General features: G+C 31.0%; 18 protein-coding genes and 1 pseudogene. 18 read left to right on the forward strand and 1 reads right to left on the reverse strand.

What is annotated here, in order from left to right:
- The 18 genes and pseudogenes from galU to COE25_RS09955 all read left to right on the forward strand — a co-directional run.
- Nucleotides 1–894 (forward strand): UTP--glucose-1-phosphate uridylyltransferase GalU, encoded by an 894-nt coding sequence (gene galU, locus COE25_RS09870; protein ID WP_098932489.1) that lies wholly within the window; start codon nucleotides 1–3, stop codon nucleotides 892–894.
- Between the two features lie 29 nt (nucleotides 895–923).
- The gene (locus COE25_RS09875; RefSeq protein WP_098932530.1) at nucleotides 924–1586 is read left to right on the forward strand and encodes a sugar transferase; all 663 of its coding nucleotides are present in this window, start codon (nucleotides 924–926) and stop codon (nucleotides 1584–1586) included.
- 21 nt (nucleotides 1587–1607) lie between these two features.
- The gene (gene fcl, locus COE25_RS09880) at nucleotides 1608–2549 is read left to right on the forward strand and encodes a GDP-L-fucose synthase (RefSeq protein WP_098932531.1); all 942 of its coding nucleotides are present in this window, start codon (nucleotides 1608–1610) and stop codon (nucleotides 2547–2549) included.
- 17 nt (nucleotides 2550–2566) lie between these two features.
- A complete protein-coding gene (gene gmd, locus COE25_RS09885; RefSeq protein ID WP_098932490.1) occupies nucleotides 2567–3646 on the forward strand; it encodes a GDP-mannose 4,6-dehydratase in 1080 nt (359 codons plus the stop codon).
- Nucleotides 3647–3766: 120 nt separating this feature from the next.
- Complete coding sequence (locus tag COE25_RS09890; protein ID WP_098932491.1) at nucleotides 3767–5101, forward strand: lipopolysaccharide biosynthesis protein; 1335 nt, start codon at nucleotides 3767–3769, stop codon at nucleotides 5099–5101.
- Between the two features lie 9 nt (nucleotides 5102–5110).
- The gene (locus COE25_RS09895) at nucleotides 5111–6367 is read left to right on the forward strand and encodes an O-antigen ligase family protein (protein ID WP_098932492.1); all 1257 of its coding nucleotides are present in this window, start codon (nucleotides 5111–5113) and stop codon (nucleotides 6365–6367) included.
- Between the two features lie 106 nt (nucleotides 6368–6473).
- Nucleotides 6474–7364 (forward strand): glycosyltransferase family 2 protein, encoded by an 891-nt coding sequence (locus tag COE25_RS09900; RefSeq protein WP_180247472.1) that lies wholly within the window; start codon nucleotides 6474–6476, stop codon nucleotides 7362–7364.
- A 42-nt stretch (nucleotides 7365–7406) separates the two neighbouring features.
- A complete protein-coding gene (locus COE25_RS09905) occupies nucleotides 7407–8321 on the forward strand; it encodes a glycosyltransferase (protein WP_098932494.1) in 915 nt (304 codons plus the stop codon).
- The gene (locus COE25_RS09910; protein WP_098932495.1) at nucleotides 8318–8881 is read left to right on the forward strand and encodes a serine O-acetyltransferase; all 564 of its coding nucleotides are present in this window, start codon (nucleotides 8318–8320) and stop codon (nucleotides 8879–8881) included. The genes COE25_RS09905 and COE25_RS09910 overlap by 4 nt, the downstream gene beginning before the upstream one ends.
- Before the next feature lie 41 nt (nucleotides 8882–8922).
- Complete coding sequence (locus COE25_RS09915; RefSeq protein ID WP_098932496.1) at nucleotides 8923–10104, forward strand: glycosyltransferase family 4 protein; 1182 nt, start codon at nucleotides 8923–8925, stop codon at nucleotides 10102–10104.
- Entirely contained in the window at nucleotides 10101–10892 is a 792-nt protein-coding gene (locus COE25_RS09920) for a WecB/TagA/CpsF family glycosyltransferase (protein WP_098932497.1), read from the forward strand. The genes COE25_RS09915 and COE25_RS09920 overlap by 4 nt, the downstream gene beginning before the upstream one ends.
- Nucleotides 10893–10905: 13 nt before the next feature.
- A complete protein-coding gene (locus tag COE25_RS09925; protein ID WP_180247473.1) occupies nucleotides 10906–12015 on the forward strand; it encodes a glycosyltransferase family 4 protein in 1110 nt (369 codons plus the stop codon).
- 229 nt (nucleotides 12016–12244) lie between these two features.
- Nucleotides 12245–12973 (forward strand): DUF1796 family putative cysteine peptidase, encoded by a 729-nt coding sequence (locus COE25_RS09930; RefSeq protein WP_098932499.1) that lies wholly within the window; start codon nucleotides 12245–12247, stop codon nucleotides 12971–12973.
- Between the two features lie 80 nt (nucleotides 12974–13053).
- Complete coding sequence (locus COE25_RS09935) at nucleotides 13054–14373, forward strand: UDP-glucose dehydrogenase family protein (RefSeq protein WP_098932500.1); 1320 nt, start codon at nucleotides 13054–13056, stop codon at nucleotides 14371–14373.
- 140 nt (nucleotides 14374–14513) lie between these two features.
- The gene (locus COE25_RS09940) at nucleotides 14514–15902 is read left to right on the forward strand and encodes a sugar phosphate nucleotidyltransferase (RefSeq protein ID WP_098932501.1); all 1389 of its coding nucleotides are present in this window, start codon (nucleotides 14514–14516) and stop codon (nucleotides 15900–15902) included.
- 58 nt (nucleotides 15903–15960) lie between these two features.
- Nucleotides 15961–17034: a glycosyltransferase family protein gene (locus COE25_RS09945; protein WP_098932502.1), complete on the forward strand. Its 1074-nt coding sequence runs from the start codon at nucleotides 15961–15963 to the stop codon at nucleotides 17032–17034.
- 109 nt (nucleotides 17035–17143) lie between these two features.
- On the forward strand, nucleotides 17144–17605 hold the full coding sequence (locus COE25_RS09950; protein ID WP_098932503.1) for a VanZ family protein: 462 nt from the start codon (nucleotides 17144–17146) through the stop codon (nucleotides 17603–17605).
- An 82-nt stretch (nucleotides 17606–17687) separates the two neighbouring features.
- Nucleotides 17688–17870, forward strand: a pseudogene (locus tag COE25_RS09955) (ROK family protein); the annotation flags it as partial.
- 341 nt (nucleotides 17871–18211) lie between these two features.
- Here COE25_RS09955 and COE25_RS09960 read toward each other — a convergent pair.
- Nucleotides 18212–19495 carry a GH39 family glycosyl hydrolase gene (locus tag COE25_RS09960; protein ID WP_098932505.1) on the reverse strand — a complete coding sequence of 428 codons (1284 nt, stop codon included), beginning with the start codon at nucleotides 19493–19495 and terminating at the stop codon, nucleotides 18212–18214.
- Nucleotides 19496–20074 lie beyond the last annotated feature (579 nt).

A 20074-nucleotide genomic window follows, 5' to 3' on the forward strand; every position in this document is an offset into this window, starting at 1 on the left:
GTGAAAAGAGTAAGAAAAGCAATTATACCAGCTGCAGGGCTGGGGACAAGATTTTTACCTGCAACAAAAGCAATGCCTAAAGAAATGCTCCCAATCGTGGATAAGCCTACTATTCAATACATAGTGGAAGAAGCTGTAGCAGCAGGTATTGAGGATATTATCATTGTAACTGGTAAAGGAAAACGTTCGATAGAAGACCATTTTGATAATGCCATTGAGCTTGAACAGAATTTAATCGAGAAAGAAAAATACGATCTACTAGAAAGAGTTCGGTACGCTACGAATCTAGCAGATATCCATTATATCCGTCAAAAAGAACCAAAAGGTCTAGGACATGCAGTCTGGTCTGCTCGAAACTTTATTGGCAATGAGCCTTTTGCCGTTCTGTTAGGTGATGACATTGTTCAGAGTGAAACTCCGTGCTTACGCCAATTGATCAATCTATATGAAGAAACATTCTCTTCAGTAATTGGAGTGCAACAAGTAGCTGATAGTGAAACACACCGTTATGGGATTATCGACCCTTCATCTCAAGAGGGACGTCGTTACCAAGTAAGTAACTTCGTTGAAAAACCAAAACAAGGAACTGCTCCTTCTAATTTAGCGATTATGGGCCGTTACATCTTAACTCCGGAAATCTTTATGTTTCTTGACCGTCAGGAAAAAGGTGCAGGTGGGGAAATTCAATTAACGGATGCCATTCAACGTTTAAATGAAATCCAAAGAGTATTTGCTTATGATTTTGAAGGTAAACGATATGACGTCGGTGAAAAGTTTGGGTTTGTTAAGACTACGATTGAATTTGCCTTGCAGCATGAAGACCTCCATGATGACATGCTAGATTACTTGAAAAATTTAGTTTCTTCAATAGATAAAGAAAAAGTAATGCTATAGAGAGAAGGAAGGGGTCAAGGTTGTCAAATCTGGCGAATCAAGAAGTATCTTATTTAAAAAACCAGAAGCTGCTTGTTAATGATGGAAAATCATACTTATTAACAAAAAGATTAATTGATATTTTCGGTTCCTCACTTGGAATTATTTTCTTAGGTTTTCTTTTTATTATTATAGCCATTTTAATCAAATTGGAAGATCCAAAGGGAGCGATTCTTTTCTCGCAAAAAAGAGTTGGCTTAAATGGAAAAGAGTTTAAAATGTACAAATTCCGGTCGATGGTGTTCAATGCCGAAGAAAAGTTACAGGAACTGTTAAAGCTAAATGAAATATCTGGTGCCATGTTTAAAATGAAGGACGATCCTCGAATAACTAAAGTAGGAAAGTTTATTAGAAAGACTAGTATTGATGAACTTCCACAACTTTTTAATGTACTTAGAGGTGAGATGTCCTTGGTTGGTCCAAGGCCTCCACTTCCTAGAGAAGTTGCTGTTTACACAGAGTATGACAAGCAACGTTTATTGGTTACACCAGGCTGTACAGGACTCTGGCAGGTTAGTGGGAGAAATAGCGTTGGATTTGAAGAAATGGTAGAATTGGATCTTCAATATATCCGAGAACGTTCCTTTCTATTTGATATAAAAATCATATTAAAAACGGTCCTAGTATTATTTGGATCTAAAGATGCATTCTAGAAAAGGGGTATGGAAAAGATGATGAATAAAGAATCTAAAATTTATGTAGCTGGACATCGTGGTCTTGTAGGTTCTGCAATTATAAGAAAACTTGAAGAAAAAGGGTACACTAATTTAGTATATCGCACTAGTAAAGAACTAGATCTAAGAGACAAAAATGCAGTCGATATCCTTTTTGCTGAAGAAAAGCCGGATTTTGTTTTTCTTGCTGCAGCTAAAGTTGGTGGGATTGTTGCCAACAACGAATACCCAGCAGATTTTATTCGTGACAACTTATTAATTCAAACAAATATCATTGATGCAGCATATCGCAACAATGTAGCGAAACTTTTATTCCTTGGCAGTACATGTATTTATCCTAAGATGGCTCCACAGCCATTAAAAGAAGAATATCTATTAACTGGTGTGCTTGAACCAACAAATGAACCATATGCGATTGCGAAAATTGCTGGAATTAAAATGTGTGAATCCTATAATCGCCAATACGGTACACAATACATTTCGGTCATGCCAACCAATTTATATGGTGAAAATGATAACTTTGACTTGCACACATCTCACGTACTTCCAGCTTTGATTCGCAAGTTTCATGAAGCTAAGGAAAACAATGCATCATTTGTAGAAGTATGGGGAACAGGAACACCGAAACGAGAATTCTTATATTCCGATGATCTTGCTGATGCAAGCATCTACCTGATGAACAATTATTCTGGTAATGAAATTGTGAACATTGGTGTAGGCGAAGACCTCCCAATTAAAGAATTAGCAGAAAAAATTAAAGAAGTAGTTGGATTCAAAGGCGAGATTCAATTTGATACAACAAAACCAGACGGAACACCAAGGAAATTAGTCGATGTAACCAAGCTAAATTCATTGGGCTGGAAAGCTACTACTTCATTAGAAGAAGGATTAAAGAAAGCTTACCAATGGTTCTTAGATAATCAACTAACAAAAGTAAACTAACATATTCGGAGGTCAACATGAAAAAGGCATTAATTACAGGTGTAACAGGACAAGATGGTTCATACTTAGCAGAATTTCTATTAGAAAAGGGATATGAAGTACACGGAATGATTCGTCGTAGTTCTTCTTATAACCAAGAACGTTTAGAAGATCTTTTAACAGAAGAAGAAGCAAATGCATTACTAAATAATACAAACTTTCACCTTCATTATGGTGATGTTACAGATGCATTAAATGTAACTCGTATTATTGGTGAAATTAAACCTGATGAAATTTACAACCTTGCTGCACAATCACACGTTCGTGTTTCATTTGACATGCCTGGTTATACATTAGATGTAGATGCAAAGGGTACACTCAACATTTTAGAAGCTGTTCGAATCCTAGGATTAACAGAAAAAACTAGGGTCTATCAAGCTTCTACATCTGAGCTATTTGGAAAGGTTCAAGAAGTTCCACAAAAGGAAACAACGCCTTTCTATCCGCGTTCTCCATATGGTGTTGCAAAAATTTATGGTTTCTGGATTACAAAGAACTATCGTGAATCGTACAATATGTTTGCTGTGAATGGTATTTTGTTTAACCACGAATCAGAGCGTCGTGGGGAAACATTTGTAACACGTAAAATAACACTTGCTGCTGCACGTGTTGCACAAGGTAAACAAAAGAAGTTAATGTTAGGAAACTTAGAATCATTACGTGACTGGGGTTACGCTAAAGATTATGTTGAATGCATGTGGTTAATCCTACAACACGATAAACCTGAAGACTTTGTAATTGCTACAGGTGAAATGCATACTGTACGTGAATTTGTTGAACTCTCATTCAAACATGTGGGTATAGAAATTGAATGGACAGGTCAAGGAGTTGAAGAAAAAGGAATCAATAAATCAACAGGTGAAGTTATTGTTGAAGTTGACCCTAAATTTTTCCGACCTGCGGAGGTAGAACAATTATTAGGGGATCCAACAAAATCGAAAACATTGTTAGGGTGGAATCCTACTAAAACTTCATTTGAAGAATTAGTTCGAATTATGGTTAAAGCTGATATGAGGAAAGTTGAAAACGAAGATAAAGTTAAGAAAATGTTTGATTAATTTTTAAATAATTTTATTCAATTTTATTATCCCTAAAGCAATAGATATTAATGGTGCTAGTTAGCCAATAACTTTCTAGCACCTTTTTATTTTATAGGATTAATAGTGAAGAGGAAAATAATGAGTAATTATAATAAAGTAATAAAAAAGTCAATAAGTCTCAATTTTTTATATAAAGTTGTAGGTATGTCAATTGGATACCTTACTTTACCTTATATTTTGAGTAATATGGGGAATGAAATGTATGGTATATGGATAACTATATTCAATACAGTTGTATGGATAAATTTTCTTGATATTGGTATTGGAAATGGATTAAAGAATAAATTAACTGAATCAGTTACGACTAATAAAATCGATATTGCAAAAAGTTTTATTCTAAATAGTTATATTTTAAGCTTTATTATATCAACATGCATTTTTATAGTTTCATATATATTAATAAGTTTCATAAATATAAATTCTTTTCTTAATTTAGATAAAATAAATGAACATACAATAAAGTTATCTTTAATGATAACTATTTTATTTGTATGTATAAATTTTATAGCACGTTTAAATGAACAACTATATTATGGTACTCATAAATCTGAGGTTGTTGGATTAAAGGTAATCATAAATCAAATAATTTCGTTTATTGGAGTAATAGTATTAGTACAAACAAAAAACTTAACACTGGTATCACTTGCACTAAATTATGGTTTAGTTCAATCATTTATTGAAATTCTTTTTACATTTTGGTTTTTTATTGAAAATAAAAATTTAATTCCATCCTTTAATAGTATTAAATTAACAAAGTATAGAGAAATTTTAGGATTAGGCGTTAAATTTTTCATAATACAAATATCAATGGTTGTAATTTATAATACTGATAATATAATTGTATTGAAATTCTTAGGACCAGAACAGGTAACTATATATACACTTGTTTCTAAAATTTTTAGTATCTTTATATTAATATCTACAATAGTTTTGACTCCCTTCTGGGCATTATTTGCTGATGCATATGTAAAAAAAGACTTTATTTGGATAAAAAACACGTTTAAAAAATTTAATATATTATCCATATTAGTATTACTAGGAAGTTTGGGCTTGTCTTTAATAATGGAATATATTCTATTATTATGGACGGGTAAAGTTGTGAAAGTAGAAATTTTATTTTCCTTACTTTTCGCAGTATTCATATCCATTAGAATTTTTAACAATGTTTATATGTTTTTTCTGAATGGTGCGGCTATTGTTAATCTACAAATGTACTTATATGTTTTAGGAGCTTTTATTAATATACCTTTAACTATAATCTTTATTAAAATGGGGCTTAGCTTAAGTGGAATTATGTTAGGCAGTATTATCTCAATTTTACCAATGGCTATAATCTTAACTCTTCAAGTATATAAAATAATAAAAAAAGAAGAGAAAATGATTGTCATGTCAAAAACTTCAAAAGGGAGGTGAGCCTACGCTTTGAAAATAAATGGAAAAAGTACTTTAGAATTTCTATTAATGCTACAAATAATTTTACTTTCAGGTACCTTATATTTTAGTTATCGTCTTATGTTATATCTTTTAGGAATTTCATTTTGTATATATATAATTTTTTACGGACTCTCATTAAAGAGAGGTAATATTATCAAGTTATTAATTTTATTAATTGTATTATTTATTCAGTACTGGACAACCAATCTAAATGGTGTGAATTTCAAGGATATATTATCTATAGCGTATTTATTAATAGCTGTATGTTTTTACCAAAGTAGTGTTGAAAAAAATAGGTTTTATGATCACTATTTAAAAATTATATTATTGATTTCAGTCATTAGTTTATTTTGTTTTATTTTAATTAATGTTTTTGGGATTAATCAGCTTCCTTTTGAAAAGGCATCATTTTCGGGAATTAGTCAACATAAAGTTACACCATACTATACTCTCGGAATAGACCAATATAACACTCTTGATGGTTTTAGAATAGATAATAATGAAATAGGTTATAAAAGAAACAGTGGTATTTTTTGGGAGCCTGGTGCTTTTCAGGCATTTTTAAACATTGCTTTTTTAATGCTATCAGATAAAATCATAAACAATAGAAAACAAAACGTTTCTTCAAAAAAGGATTTATTAAGTATCATAATTATTTCTTTAACCCTTATTACTACTCAATCTACTACAGGTTATTTTATTTGGTTAGGAATTCTTTTTTATACTATGTTTAAAAATAACAAAGGAATAAGCAAGAAAATTTTTGTTAGATTATTAATCTTAACTATTTTGTTAGTAGGTGTAATTTCCTTAACTCCATTTCATGATGTAGTTATTAATAAGTTTTTCCACCAGGAGGGATCTTATTCTACAAGACAAAATGATAATATTGAATCGTTTAAGATGTTTTTTGAAAATCCAATTTGGGGTTTTGGTTACAATTCTTTAACATATTCACTTGAAGAAGCAAGGCACGGAATTTATCAAAATTCTTCAGGTATAGGTTTATTATTTGTAATGTTTGGTGGTTTATTTGGCATTACCTATTTAACATTATTGTTTAAAGGTTTAAGAAAGTTTTTTAACTTCAATGTTATATTAATCTTTTCGATATTTTTAATATTTCATGCTACAGAGTGGTTTATTTTTAAACCTTTCTTTATTGTATTTTTATTTAATTTTAAGGGAATTAAAAATATAAAAATGAATTACACAAAAAAACAACCACAAATTATTAAACTATAATTTTATATTTTAGAGGATTGACTTTCATATCTTAGAAACATTCAATAACTATTTAATATTATTAATTAGAAAAAAATTTTAAAAAGTTTGTGGGGAAATGCTGTTTATGAGAAAAAAAGAGAAACATAAAGTTTATATTCTTATCCCAATATTTAACGGAGTAAATGAAACAATTAGGTGCTTAAAGTCTATTTACAAATCTACTTACACCAATTTTGAAGTTGTAATTATTGATGATGGGTCTACCGATAACTCTCAAAATATAATTAATGACAATTTTAATAATATTACATTTATCAACGGTGATGGTAATCTCTGGTGGTCAGGTGGGATTAATGAGGGATTAAGGTATGTGTTAGACAAACAAAATGAAAGTGATTTAATAGTTCTTTTAAATAATGATAATATCATTAAAGAAGATATGATAGAAAATTTAGTTGAATCAGTGAATAAATATCCAAATAGTATTATTTGTTCGAAAGTCTATATTGATGGTAGAGATAATACAATCCTTTTTGCTGGAGGATATGCAAGTGTTAGTAAATCTGGATTATATATAAATGGATATTACAATAGGGATAAAGCTGAATTCAATGAATTAAGCAAAGTTGATTGGTGTGGTGGTATGGGAGTAGCTATTCCACTCTCCATTATCAAAAAAGTAGGGTATTTTGATAATAAGAATTTCCCACAATATTTTGGCGATGCTGATTTTATGTATAGAGTAAGAAGGAAAGGTTTTAAAATTATCTATGATCCATCATGTATATGCTGGAATAATAAAGAACAAACGGGCTTTAGTATTAATGATGAAAGGGTTACTTTTAATAAAATAAAAAAACTACTATTTAATATTAAATCTAATTATGATTTAAAAAGTAATATAAGTTTTTATTTTAAACATTTTGGATGTATTCGAGGAACCTCGATGCTAATTATGAAGTATACAATTTTATTCTTGAGTCTGTTTAAAAAGGTTGTATTATCAAATTTTTAATTTGATAATGAAAGATTTTATTATAGTATAGGGGTATTTCATATGGAATATAAGGTTGGAGTTTGTATATGTACTTTTAAAAGACCATCATCACTTTCAAGACTACTAGAAAGTCTTATGAATGTTTTTTGTGAATATGAATTTACTACCATTATTATAGATAACGATAAAAGTGGTTCAGCTAAGGTCATTTTTGAAAATTATAAGAATAAGTTAAATTTAATATATGAATTAGAAGAAAAGCAGGGGTTATCAAATGCCAGAAATAAATGTATTGAGGAAGCTAGGGAATTAAACTTAGATTATATTGCTTTTTTAGACGATGATGAAATTGTGTATAAAAGTGATTGGTTATCTAAATTACTTGAAACATCGATTAAATATACCTCTCAAATTGTTACCGGTCCAATTTTACCTTTATACCATTCAGAAGTTAAAGAATATATAAAAAAGACAAATTACTTTACACCTCCGAGATATAAACATGGAGAAAAGTTAGCCCATACTGGTACAGGTAATACATTGATAAAACTTTCTATATTAAATGATATGAAAACTGTTTTCTCTGATGATTTTAACTTATCCGGTGGAGAAGATACTTATTTATTCATCAATTTAGTAAGTAAAGGTTATACCATTACTTGGTGTGATGAAGCTGAAGTTCAAGAATTTATCCCTTTAGAAAGAGCTAAAATTAGTTATATTTTCAAGAGATCGTTTTATTCATCTGTTAATTATATAAAAATAGAGTTTGCTACAAATAATCTTAACAAAAAGAAAAAGCTGCTATTCCGGTTATTAAAAGGTTCACTAAAGATAATAAAAGGTTTGTGTTTAAGTACTCTATTTATTTTTGCAGGTATTCATAAATTTATTCAAGGATTAAGCATAATTGGAAATGGTTTAGGAGATATTGCTGGAATATTTGGAGTGAAATCTAAGTTATACAAAAGTTGAATTTTCTGTTAAATATTCTGGATAAAAGAAAGGCTAAAATAAATAATATGAAGAAAAAAGGACTTAGGGAATCTACTATACTATTAAATTATAGATTCGGAAATTGGGTACATTATAGATGCAAAATACTATATATAAAACAGATTTTATGGTTTCTTTATAAAATTTGGTATAAATTTTTAATAGACTTCATAATGGGAACGGAGATACCTGCAGAAACTAAAATGGGGAAAAACGTCAAATTGGAACATGGTGGTAAAGGAGTTGTGATCAACCCTCAATCTATAATAGGAAGTAATGTGATAATTTATCATCAAGTGACAATAGGTGGATTTGGATTAGCCCATTTTGATGAGCAATATATTAATGAAAACCAGAAAAAGGGAGGAGCTCCTATCATTGGAAATAGTGTAATCATTGGAACAGGTGCGAAAATTTTGGGACCTGTTAAAATTGGTGACGGTGCTAGAGTAGGTGCAAATGCCGTTGTGATTAATGATGTACCACCGGATAGTACAGCAGTAGGAGTACCTGCAAAAATAATCTTAAATAAAGAGTAATTATAAAATAAATTTAATATAGAAAAAAGTGGTGTATTATTTTGAAAGTATTATTTGTCCATAATTACTATAAAAAAAGTGGTGGAGAAGATAAAGTTGTAGAAGAAGAAATTAATCTGCTTCAAGATCATGGAGTAGAGGTAGTTAAATATTTTATAAGTAATGATGAAATTGATACAGAGGGTTTAAGAAATAAAATAAGTTTAGGAATAAATACAATTTGGTCTAGAAATCAATACTTTAAAATTAAAGAAATCTTAATTAATGAAAAGCCAGATGTTGCACATTTTCATAATACCTTTCCACTATTATCTCCATCAGTTTATTATGCATGCAAGGAATTGGGTGTTCCGGTTGTACAAACACTGCATAATTATCGCTTAGCTTGTCCAGGAGCATTGTTTTTAAGAGATGGTAACATCTGCGAAGAATGTATATCAGGTAGTTTATTTAATTCAATAAAACATGGTTGTTATAGAAATTCCCGAATCCAAACAATACCATTAACTGCAATGTTGGCTACCCATAGGTTTTTAGATACATGGAATAAGAGAGTGGATAAATATATTGTTCTAACCGATTTTGCCAAAGATAAATTTTCACAAATTGGGTTAGATAGCAGTAAGATAGTAGTAAAGCCTAATTTTATTAGGCAATTATCTTGGAACTTTACTTTAGAGAATAATTACGATCGAATTGTATTTGTTGGAAGAATTTCAAAAGAGAAAGGATTGCAATTGTTACTTGAAGCTTGGAGTAATATTGAGACAAATGTAAAACTAGAAATTATAGGGGATGGGCCTCTTAAAGAAGAATTGGAAGGTAAATTTGGCTATCTTCACAACGTGAAGTTCCTTGGAAGATTAAATAGTAATGAAGTTTTGGAACATATGCATAAAGCTAAATTTCTAGTAGTTCCTTCACTTTGGTATGAAGGGTTTCCAATGACAATAGTTGAATCGTATTCTGTAAATACACCTGTTATTTCATCAAATATTGGCTCATTAAAAGAGGTAGTAATTGATGAAGTAACAGGTTTTCATTTTGAAAATAACAATATAAGAGACTTGGAGAGGGTTTTAAAAAAGGCTTTACTATACTCGAAGCATTCTGAATTACAAAATAATGTTAAAATGCAGTTTGAAGAAAATTATACATCTACTAAAAACTATAATATGTTAATAAAAATATATGAAGAAGTAATTAGGAGGGGGAAAAAATGAAAAGTAATCCCTTTGCATTTGTTTTATATTCTAAGATTACAGCACTCAGTTTTTTTGATACTGTGAAGAATATAAAACATTGGATTGATACAGATAATAAACAAAAGTATGTTTGTGTATGTAACACTCATTCATTAGTCACTGCTAGTAATGATAAGCACTTTAATAAAGTACTAGACAATGCTGCTATATGTACACCTGATGGTATGCCTCTTGTTTGGGCTTTAAGGATGTTTGGATTCAAAAACCAAGAGCGAGTAGATGGTCCAAATCTCATGCTTAAACTTTGTGAAGAGTCGGTGGAAATGAATTATAAGATTTATCTTTATGGTGGAACAGAAGATACTCTAAAGCGACTAAAGAAAAAATTAAATAATTTATATACAGGTATCAATATTGTTGGATCTTACTCCCCAGCTTTTAGGGACTTAGACAAAACAGAGATTACAACTATACAAAATAATATTAATAAATCTGGTGCAGACCTAGTATTTGTTAGTCTTGGTTGTCCAAAACAGGAAAAATGGATGTTTGAAAACAGTTCTAAAATTGATGGAGTGCTAATTGGCGTTGGAGCAGCATTTAATTTCATCATTGGTGAAATTAAAAGACCTCCAATTATTTTTCAAAAATTATGTTTAGAATGGTTATTTAGATTATTATCGGAACCAAAACGTTTATGGAAAAGATATTTTTATAATAACACAGTTTATATTTATAAATTTATAAAAACATATTCAAAAAATAAAGTAAAAACTCAAAATATTGCTATTCAAAAAGATGCATAGAGGAAGAAAAGTAATGGAAAAGAAAGTATTAATTATTAGAAATTTTGCATCAAAAATAAATATTAACTCTTATAATTTACAAGAAATAGGTTTAGGAAAGGCATTTGTTAGAAAGGGTTTTAATTGCGATGTAGTTTATTATAGTGATAACACATACGATGAAATTATTTATGAGAATAATGGTAAAAAACTTACTGTTAAATGGACTAAAGCTAGTAAAGTTATGAGTAATAGTATTTATTATTCCTTATTAAAAAAATCAAGGATAAATCAATATGACATAATAGTCTCTACTGAATATAATCAAATTATGACATTTTTACTTTCTTTAATTGTTCCCGAAAAGGTGTATTTATATCATGGCCCTTACAAAAATAATAGTAAAAAGCTTTTTCAAAGAGTCTATGATTTAATTATTACCCCATATATTAGAAAAAGGATAGTAAAGATATTTACGAAATCAGATCTAGCTAATGATTATTTGAAAAGTAAAGGTTTTAGGAATATAAAAACTATAGGCGTAGGTTTAGATATTGAAAAGTTAGAAGGAAATAATAACGAAAAGCAAACAATTTCAGAAAAATATCTCAACTTTAACAACAAAAATCTATTGTATGTCGGAGTACTTGAAGATCGAAGGAATATAGAGTTTTTGTTTAAAGTTTTTGCAAAGTTAATTAAAAAAGATCCAGAACTTAATTTAGTATTAGTTGGAAATGGTGAAAATGAAGATATAGAAAGATATTTTAGTTTGGCTCAAAAATTAAATATTAACAAAAACATACTTCATATAAAAAAACTACAACAATCTGAACTTAAATATTTTTATGAAAAAGCAGATTTGTTTTTATTTCCAACTAGTTATGAAATTTTCGGCATGGTTATCATGGAAAGCATGTATTTTAAGTTACCCGTAATCTCAACTTATAATGGAGGTTCACAAATCTTAATTAATAGTGATAATGGTGTAATCATAAAAAATTTAGATGAAGCAATCTGGGTTGAAAAGATTTTTAACACACTAATTAATACAAACAAAATTAGAAAATTAGGGGGAAATGCAAATAAACAAATAACAGAAAATTTTACTTGGGATAAAATCTTAGAAAAAATGTTTAGTTAAATGTTTTTCATCAATGGTGTTTTTTTAAGCTATTTAAAAAGATAAACTTAGAAATAATTTCTTGAACTGCATTTTAGAATCTTCTTGCAGTAAAAATTTAAGTGGTAAATATTTACATTACTCTCCCGTAAATCATGGCATCTTTAATTCGTTAAGAAACCGTCTGTTCGAACACCTCTCTTTTAATACTTAATAGATCATCAATGAAAGAAAATGGTGAAACGAAATTATGAATAAATATAAAAATGTTATTTCACTAGGTTTTTTTTGTAGTACAGCACTTGAATTAAAAAAAATTGGCTTAAGAGATTCAAGTGGTCCTTTTGATTGGATTATTTCAGATTTCAAAGGAATTATTGATTGTATTGATAATGGATTTGAAGACATATTAAAGTATGGAAATATGTCACAATACAAAGAGACTCCTAATTACTATGTTGATACGATATATAATTTTCATTTTTATCATGACTTTTCACGTTACGATGCTCTATCTGACCAATTGCCAAATGTTAAAGATAAATACGTGAGAAGAATTAAAAGATTTTATGAAAAAATAAAAGAACCTACATTGTTCATACGCTACATTAAGAATCAGGAGGAAATAATATATATAGAAAATAATTATGAAGGGATTATGTCAATTATAAAAAAATATAATGAAAGTAATGATTTAATTTTAATTTCTAATGATAATATAATTTCCAATTCTCTACACACTTTTCGAGTCCAAAAAGATGAAGGCGATTCAGTTGCGAGGAATTTTTTGGACAAAAATATAGAGTTGAAGAATTTTTTATGTTCGGATATTTATGATAAAGATAAAAGATCTGCTAATCTACAAGTAAATGATAAAAATAAACAATTTCAAAGTTATCTAGGAAAATTTTTTTCTAAAATAAAAAGAAAATTAAAGAGTCCATATGTTCACAACTCAACATGGAAAGAAACAATGTAAATGATATTTTGATTAATTTGCTCTCAAGTAACAAAATACATCAAAAAAGTATTTGTTAATTTATCGAAGGTGGGACAAAAATGAAAATTGCAGTAGCTGGAACTGGGTATGTTGGCTTAGTAACGGGGGTCTGTCTAGCAGAACATCGGCATTCTGTTACTTGTGTAGATATAGATGATAAAAAAGTGGCCTTAATGAAGGCGGGGATTTCCCCTATTTACGAACCAGGCCTTGAAGAATTACTGGTTAATAATATGGACCGATTGAATTTTACAACCGAGTATAAAGAAGCGTATAAAGATGCTGATGTAATTTTCATAGGTGTTGGTACTCCAGAAAAGCAGGATGGTTCGGCTAATTTAAGTTATGTTTATGGAGTAGCTGAACAAATTGCTGAAAGTATTGAAAAAGATTGTGTCGTAGTTGTTAAATCAACCGTACCAATTGGTACAAATGATAGAATTGAAGATATGATTAAATCCAGATTGGTACATGATGTAAATGTATATGTCGCATCAAATCCTGAGTTTTTGGCCCAAGGTACTGCAGTAAGGGATACACTACATGCTTCAAGGATTGTCATAGGTGTCGAAGAACAATATGCAGGTGAAGTTTTAAAAGAGGTATATAAGGATTTTGATGCACCGATTGTGGTTACAAATAGGAAAAGTGCCGAGATGATCAAGTACGCATCCAATGATTTTCTTGCACTGAAAATCTCTTTTATCAATGAAATAGCGAACCTTTGTGAAATTATTGGTGCAGATATAGAAGATGTGACTCTAGGTATGGGCTTTGACAAGAGGATTGGGGATCGCTTCTTAAATGCAGGAATTGGTTACGGTGGGTCTTGTTTTCCTAAGGATACAAAGGCATTGCATTGGCTGGCCAATTTCCATGATAACGAGTTAAAAACGGTTAAGGCAGCTATTGATGTGAATGAAAATCAAAAGCTAAAATTAATTAAGAAATCTCGTAAGTACTTTGATAGTTTCAATGGTTTAAATGTGGCTGTTCTAGGGTTAACCTTCAAGCCAGGGACAGATGATTTAAGAGAAGCGCCTACTTTGGTAAATATTCCTATTATGCTTGAAGATGGGGCGAACGTAAAAGCATGGGATCCTGTTGGAATAGAGAATTTCAAGAAAAGATACCCTGATGAAATTACTTATTGCAACACCATTGAAGACACGATCAAGGATGCGGATGTATGCTTTATCTTTACTGAATGGGACGAAGTTAGAGACTTTGATTTATCAAAATATAGTAAGTTAATGAAAACTCCAATCGTCCTTGACGGGAGAAACTGCTATGATTTGATAAGTGTTAAAAACGCAAATATAACTTACGATTCAATTGGTAGAGAAACGGTTTATAATTTAGAAGCCTCTCTAGTATAATATTTGGCATGAAAGATTCTATTGCTATGCAATTTCAATTAATATGATGTAAAGCGGTATTAGTCTACCAGGAGCCGCACCATCAACTTTACTTACAATCAAGCAGGTCAAGAGGCCTGCTTTTTTTATGGGGGGATATTATGAAACTCGTATTACTTTCCGGAGGTTCAGGGAAGCGTCTATGGCCTTTATCAAATGACACAAGATCCAAACAGTTTTTAAAAGTGTTAGAAAGTAATAAAGAAGAAAAACAATCAATGGTTCAGCGTGTATGGGGGCAGTTGGAAACAGTTGGCCTTTCTGATTCATCTGTCATTGCAACCTCTAAAATGCAAAGAGATATGATTCATAGTCAAATAGGAATGGATGTACCACTTATTATTGAGCCCGAACGTCGCGATACATTTCCAGCGATTGCTTTAGCTGCTTCTTATCTATTTTCTACTCAAAATGTCTCAGAAGATGAAGTTGTTGTTGTATTGCCAGTTGATCCATACGTGGATGATAGTTTTTTTGAGAAGGTAAAAGAATTAGAGAATGTCTTACTAGATTCCGAAGCTGATTTGGCTTTAGTTGGCGTTAGACCTACTTATCCTTCATCCAAATACGGCTATATAGTACCAAAAGAAGCTGTAGATGGAGACAGCTATTTTACTGTAAATCATTTTACAGAAAAGCCTAGTGAAGAAAAGGCTCAGACTCTTATAGATATGAACGCGCTGTGGAACTGTGGAGTATTTGCTTTTAAACTAAAATATATCATTGATATATTAGTAGAAAAAGGTCTACCGCTTCATTATGATAAACTATCACTTCAGTATAAGGATCTCCCTAAGATTAGTTTTGATTATGAAGTAGTCGAACAGGCAAATCATATTGTGGCCCTTCCTTATGATGGCTACTGGAAGGATCTTGGGACCTGGAATACCTTAACGGAAGAAATGGCTACATCTCAAATTGGTAAAGGTGTATTAAGTAATGATTCAGTAAATACTCATTTAATCAATGAATTGGATATTCCTGTAACCATTATTGGTTTAAAAGATGTAGTGGTTGCTGCTAGTCCTGATGGAATTTTAGTCTCTGACAAAGCATCGAGTCCGAAAATAAAGGAACTTATTAGTGGATTTGAACAGCCACCAATGTATGAAGAGCGCATTTGGGGTTGGTCTCGTGTCCTTGATTATGCTAAGTATGATGATGGGAACGAAATGGTCACCAAACGAATTTGTATCCACGCAGAAAAAAATTCAAGCTATCATTACCATAACCTACGTGATGAAGTTTGGACTATTGTTCGTGGTGAAGGTGAATTAGCGTTGGATGATTATATTACTCGTGTTAAAGCAGGGGATATCATCCATCTTCCAGCAGGCAAGAAGCATGGAATTAAAGCATTTACTGAACTAGAATTTGTTGAAGTCCAAACTGGTATCGGCATAAGTGACGAGGACTTTACTCGTTTATTTTTTAAATGGGATGATGTCATTAACCATTTTCAAAAATCAAAGGCAAAAGTTATTTTATAATATTTAGGGAGAGGGCTTTGGTCCTTTCCCTTCTTTTTTATTTTGGAGGTGAATCATTTTGAAAACCATTGCTTATTATATTTCTGATTATGGATATGGCCATGCTTCAAGAAGTATTGCTGTGATACGAAAACTTCTAAAAGACCCAAAAGTGTTAATTATTGTTTGCCATTCCTTTGCTCTATCTTTTATTAAAGAGTCCCTTCATTCAAATCGTGTAAGTTACCGAACTATAAAGACAGATGTGGGCTACTTTTTGGAAAAGGATTCGATTCATCCTGATAAAGTGCGATTATTTGAGGAATATATAAACTTCGTTGCTAATTGGGATCTCAAGGTTGTGCAGGAGCAAGATTTTCTAAAATTAAATCATATTGACTTAGTTGTTTCAGATATTTCGCCACTCCCATTTGAAGCGGCTCAAAGAATAGGCATTCCTTCAATTGGTCTTTCTAATTTTACTTGGTATACGGCCTACCATGATTTAATTGATGACGGAGAATTAAAGCCATATAAAGAAGCCTATCAAAAGATGACTCATTTCTATTCTTTGGCAGGAAGCAATGAAAATTGGAATGTCCCAACAAATCATTATGGATTTTTTTCTAGAGAAGTAGATTTACTAGAGGTTCAAAGAATTAGAAATGCAATTAATCCAAATGATGATCAGCATGTTATTTTTTTAGGACTTGGAATGAAGATCGACGTGGGTTCTCTTGAGCAACTGCCGATTTGGGACAGCCCGGATTGTGTTTTTATCGTTTCCTCCAATGTTGAGGTAGACCGTTCAAATGTTTTTCAAATACCTAGTAATTACTTAGAATCTCAAAACTTTATTGCTACATCCGATCTAGTTATTTCCAAAGCAGGATGGGGAATGATGGGAGAGGCCATTAGTGCAAATGTACCTCTATTAATCCTTAATAGACCATCAATGAAAGAGGATCAAAATACGATTAACTACCTTAAAAGACATCTTCTCTGTGAAACAATTGAATGGGATCATTTTGAAACCTATCAAGTGGACCCGACAATCATTAATCATAGAAAAAAAGAATTAAGACAGAATAACTTTTATCACAATGATGAAGCCGCTAAAATTGCAGCAGATATTTTGGAAATAATTAAATAATCTATGTCGGACACCTCAGAGAAGGGTGAAGTATTTGATGAAAACCCTTGTCTATTACTTTAGGTAAGGGTGGATTGTTATTATGTACGATACACAAGGAGTTTAGCAGATGAATAATATAAGATGGTGGACACTAGCAGCAATCCTTTGGATGGCTTTAATCTTTTGCTTCACACAGCTCCCGTATTTCACTGGAGAGAACACTTCAGTAGCGATCCATAAGGTAGTGGTAACAGAACATAATACCATTAACACACCAACTGCTGATAATGAAGAGATTAATGTGCTGAACCTTATTGTAAGAAAGTTAACTCATGTTACGGTGTTTGGGATTCTTGCGCTTTTATTGTATAGGTCTCTTTCATCCTTTCGGTATTCTTTCGTCTTCCCATGGCTTGTAACTGTCCTCTATGCCATTACGGATGAGTGGCATCAATCGTTTATGCCGGGAAGAGTGGCAACATATAAAGACGTCCTGTTTGATGGTTTTGGGGCATTTCTTGCTTTAACATTAACATTTTTAATGAATGGAAAGAGAAAGCTAAAAAATAAGACTAAAATTATTGATTAAGTAGTTACGGAAAATGCTCATACAAAGTAACAAGTTTGAGTTATTTAGAAATAAGATGAAATCTTATTTGGAGGACAGATACATGTTAGGTGCGATTGAAGCTGGCGGGACGAAATTTGTTTATGCTGTAGGAGATGAAAAGGGAAATATACTGGAACGAATTATGATCCCAACTACCGTACCAGATGACACTCTTCCGAAGGTAATAGAGTTTTTTAGACAATATGATTTGGATGCCATTGGAATTGGTTCATTTGGTCCTATTGTGTATTTGTCAATATTAATTTGAGCTAGAGCGATCACTACAAAAGTGAGCCATCTCATTTAAAGTTATTACCATATTGGGGTGAGTAGTTGGAGTTTTGGGTTTCTTGCCNNGGCAAGAAACCCAAAACTCCTCGCTCGTCCAGCTACTGGCCACTCTTATCCCTTTGTTTCATACTTTGTTTTATTCCCTTGTCACCCTCCAGGTCCTTTCAGTTTTAACGGAAACCTAGAAAAGGATTTTTTTGTTTATTCTATTTTTTCAAACATTCCTGCCCATTAGTGAGACTCCTCAGTTCGAAGCTTTTTCCTCCAATTGTGAAATATACATTAAAAATAACTTCAATCTTCATAAACTAAAATGGGTATATTCGTTAGAACAACTTTACCATCTGAATATTCATCATTTTCCCCAATTACCGAAACGTATTCTCCTTCCTTCTTAAATTCTGAAGGAAGCTTTAATATCTTCTTAGAACCTTCTGTCCATGCTATTATTCCCTTTTTTCCTTCTGAAGATAAAATGGACATCACATAGATTTCTTCTAAGAATTTATAAGAGAAATCTTGTATCGTAGAATCTGTTAACCAAGTAGTGATATTCTTATAAGTTTTACCAGGCAACAAAAGTCGTTGCGGATCTTTTAAATCAATCAAACGGATTTTTGAAGCTGGGTAATCTAACCCGTAAAAAAATCTACGTTCAACACCCATGCCAAGACCTATTAATAAAGATCTTGCTAAATACGACGATGCCAATTTTGTTGGCATTATTACACTTGTCTCATTTAAACCAATACTTTTTTCGGTTCCATTTAATTTAAAGTTAAGCCAAGTGAATTCAGTGTCCCATAGAGGCAAATGACCAACATTGTTGTTTGCCATCACTTTTCGATAATCCTGTATTAATGGAATAGCTTCTTCTGGTAAAGCAGGGGATACATATAAATGAACTCCTATAACATCTACAAACTCTTTTCCGCCGGCCTTTAAGAATCCATCTAAAAACTTAGGTCCAGTATTTCTATCTGTAGTACTAGGACTTACAATTTTTATATTAGGATCAATTTTTTTCAAAACATAGTTGGCTTCTCTTGTTAAGGAAACTAACTCTTCCATTGAACCAGAATAAAAATTTATTATATTAGGTTCGTTCCAAACTTCAAAGAATTTAATTTTTCCTTTATAACGATTACCAATTGTTTTTACATAATTACTCCAGTCTCTAATATCAGTTGGAGGTAAAGAATTATAGTTTTCTCCATACTTTGAAGAAGACTTTCCTCCTGTAGCCCAATTTGGCGGTTGCCCTAATGTCATAAGGATCTCTTGATGATTCTTTATTGCAGTCGATACCATTTGATCTAATTTTTCAAAATTAAAATGTCCCTTTTGAGGTTCTAATTGTCTCCAATTCGTGTTTGTATCCCAAAAACGAACCGAACCATATCCTTGATTGTGATATGGTGTTACTATTGGAGAAAATTTAGTAGAGTTACCTATGTGCATTCCAAAATAGTTTTTTTTCACTACACGTTCTTGATTATCTTGATCTTCACATGACGCTAACAGTAATAAAGGGATTATTACTGAAACTTTAATCACATAAGATAAGCTTATTTTCAATTCACATCACGCCTTATTATTTTTCTTCAAATTCCTAATTCGCCAAAAAGTAAAAAAAAACCTTTTACTCTTTACTTTACTAAATCACATGATATTGTAAATTCGATAATTGAATAAATACCTTATTAAACAAAATGAATATCATATTATTTACAAATTGTATAAATTGTCTCCTTCGAAAGTTTAAAACTCCAACATTACTTTATTCCACATACATTATTAAAAGTATATTACAATTTATTTTTTAAATATTACAATCATGGATGGTGCAATAATAGTTATTTCAAAAATTAAGATTTATAGATTTTTCTTTTTAACATTTGCAATAATTTCGTCTTTTCTCTTCTCAGAAACCCACGATAAAGCATTTTATTTTATTATTTGGACACTGCTTTTCTTAACTGTTTATATTATCTCTCTTTTAATGTTTTAAAAAACAGAAAGTTAAAGAAAAATATATTTGATTAAATTTTTGTTTGCCTCTTCATCTGACACTACAAATGGAGAAATCACTTTACTTGGAACACTAATTTTTTCTTTATACAGTTGTATTCTTTAGTATACTGCCTCGTTAACCTC

The sequence above is a fragment of the Bacillus sp. AFS031507 genome (genome assembly GCF_002584635.1).
Lineage (GTDB): Bacteria > Bacillota > Bacilli > Bacillales > Cytobacillaceae > Neobacillus.

Coding starts and splice junctions, on each gene's coding strand:
- COE25_RS09920 (WP_098932497.1), top strand. CDS start 10,101: ATGAAAAGTAATCCCTTTGCATTTGTTTTATATTCTAAGATTACAGCA.
- COE25_RS09940 (WP_098932501.1), top strand. CDS start 14,514: ATGAAACTCGTATTACTTTCCGGAGGTTCAGGGAAGCGTCTATGGCCT.
- COE25_RS09935 (WP_098932500.1), top strand. CDS start 13,054: ATGAAAATTGCAGTAGCTGGAACTGGGTATGTTGGCTTAGTAACGGGG.
- COE25_RS09930 (WP_098932499.1), top strand. CDS start 12,245: ATGAATAAATATAAAAATGTTATTTCACTAGGTTTTTTTTGTAGTACA.
- COE25_RS09905 (WP_098932494.1), top strand. CDS start 7,407: ATGGAATATAAGGTTGGAGTTTGTATATGTACTTTTAAAAGACCATCA.
- COE25_RS09925 (WP_180247473.1), top strand. CDS start 10,906: ATGGAAAAGAAAGTATTAATTATTAGAAATTTTGCATCAAAAATAAAT.
- gmd (WP_098932490.1), top strand. CDS start 2,567: ATGAAAAAGGCATTAATTACAGGTGTAACAGGACAAGATGGTTCATAC.
- COE25_RS09900 (WP_180247472.1), top strand. CDS start 6,474: ATGAGAAAAAAAGAGAAACATAAAGTTTATATTCTTATCCCAATATTT.
- COE25_RS09890 (WP_098932491.1), top strand. CDS start 3,767: ATGAGTAATTATAATAAAGTAATAAAAAAGTCAATAAGTCTCAATTTT.
- fcl (WP_098932531.1), top strand. CDS start 1,608: ATGAATAAAGAATCTAAAATTTATGTAGCTGGACATCGTGGTCTTGTA.
- COE25_RS09950 (WP_098932503.1), top strand. CDS start 17,144: ATGAATAATATAAGATGGTGGACACTAGCAGCAATCCTTTGGATGGCT.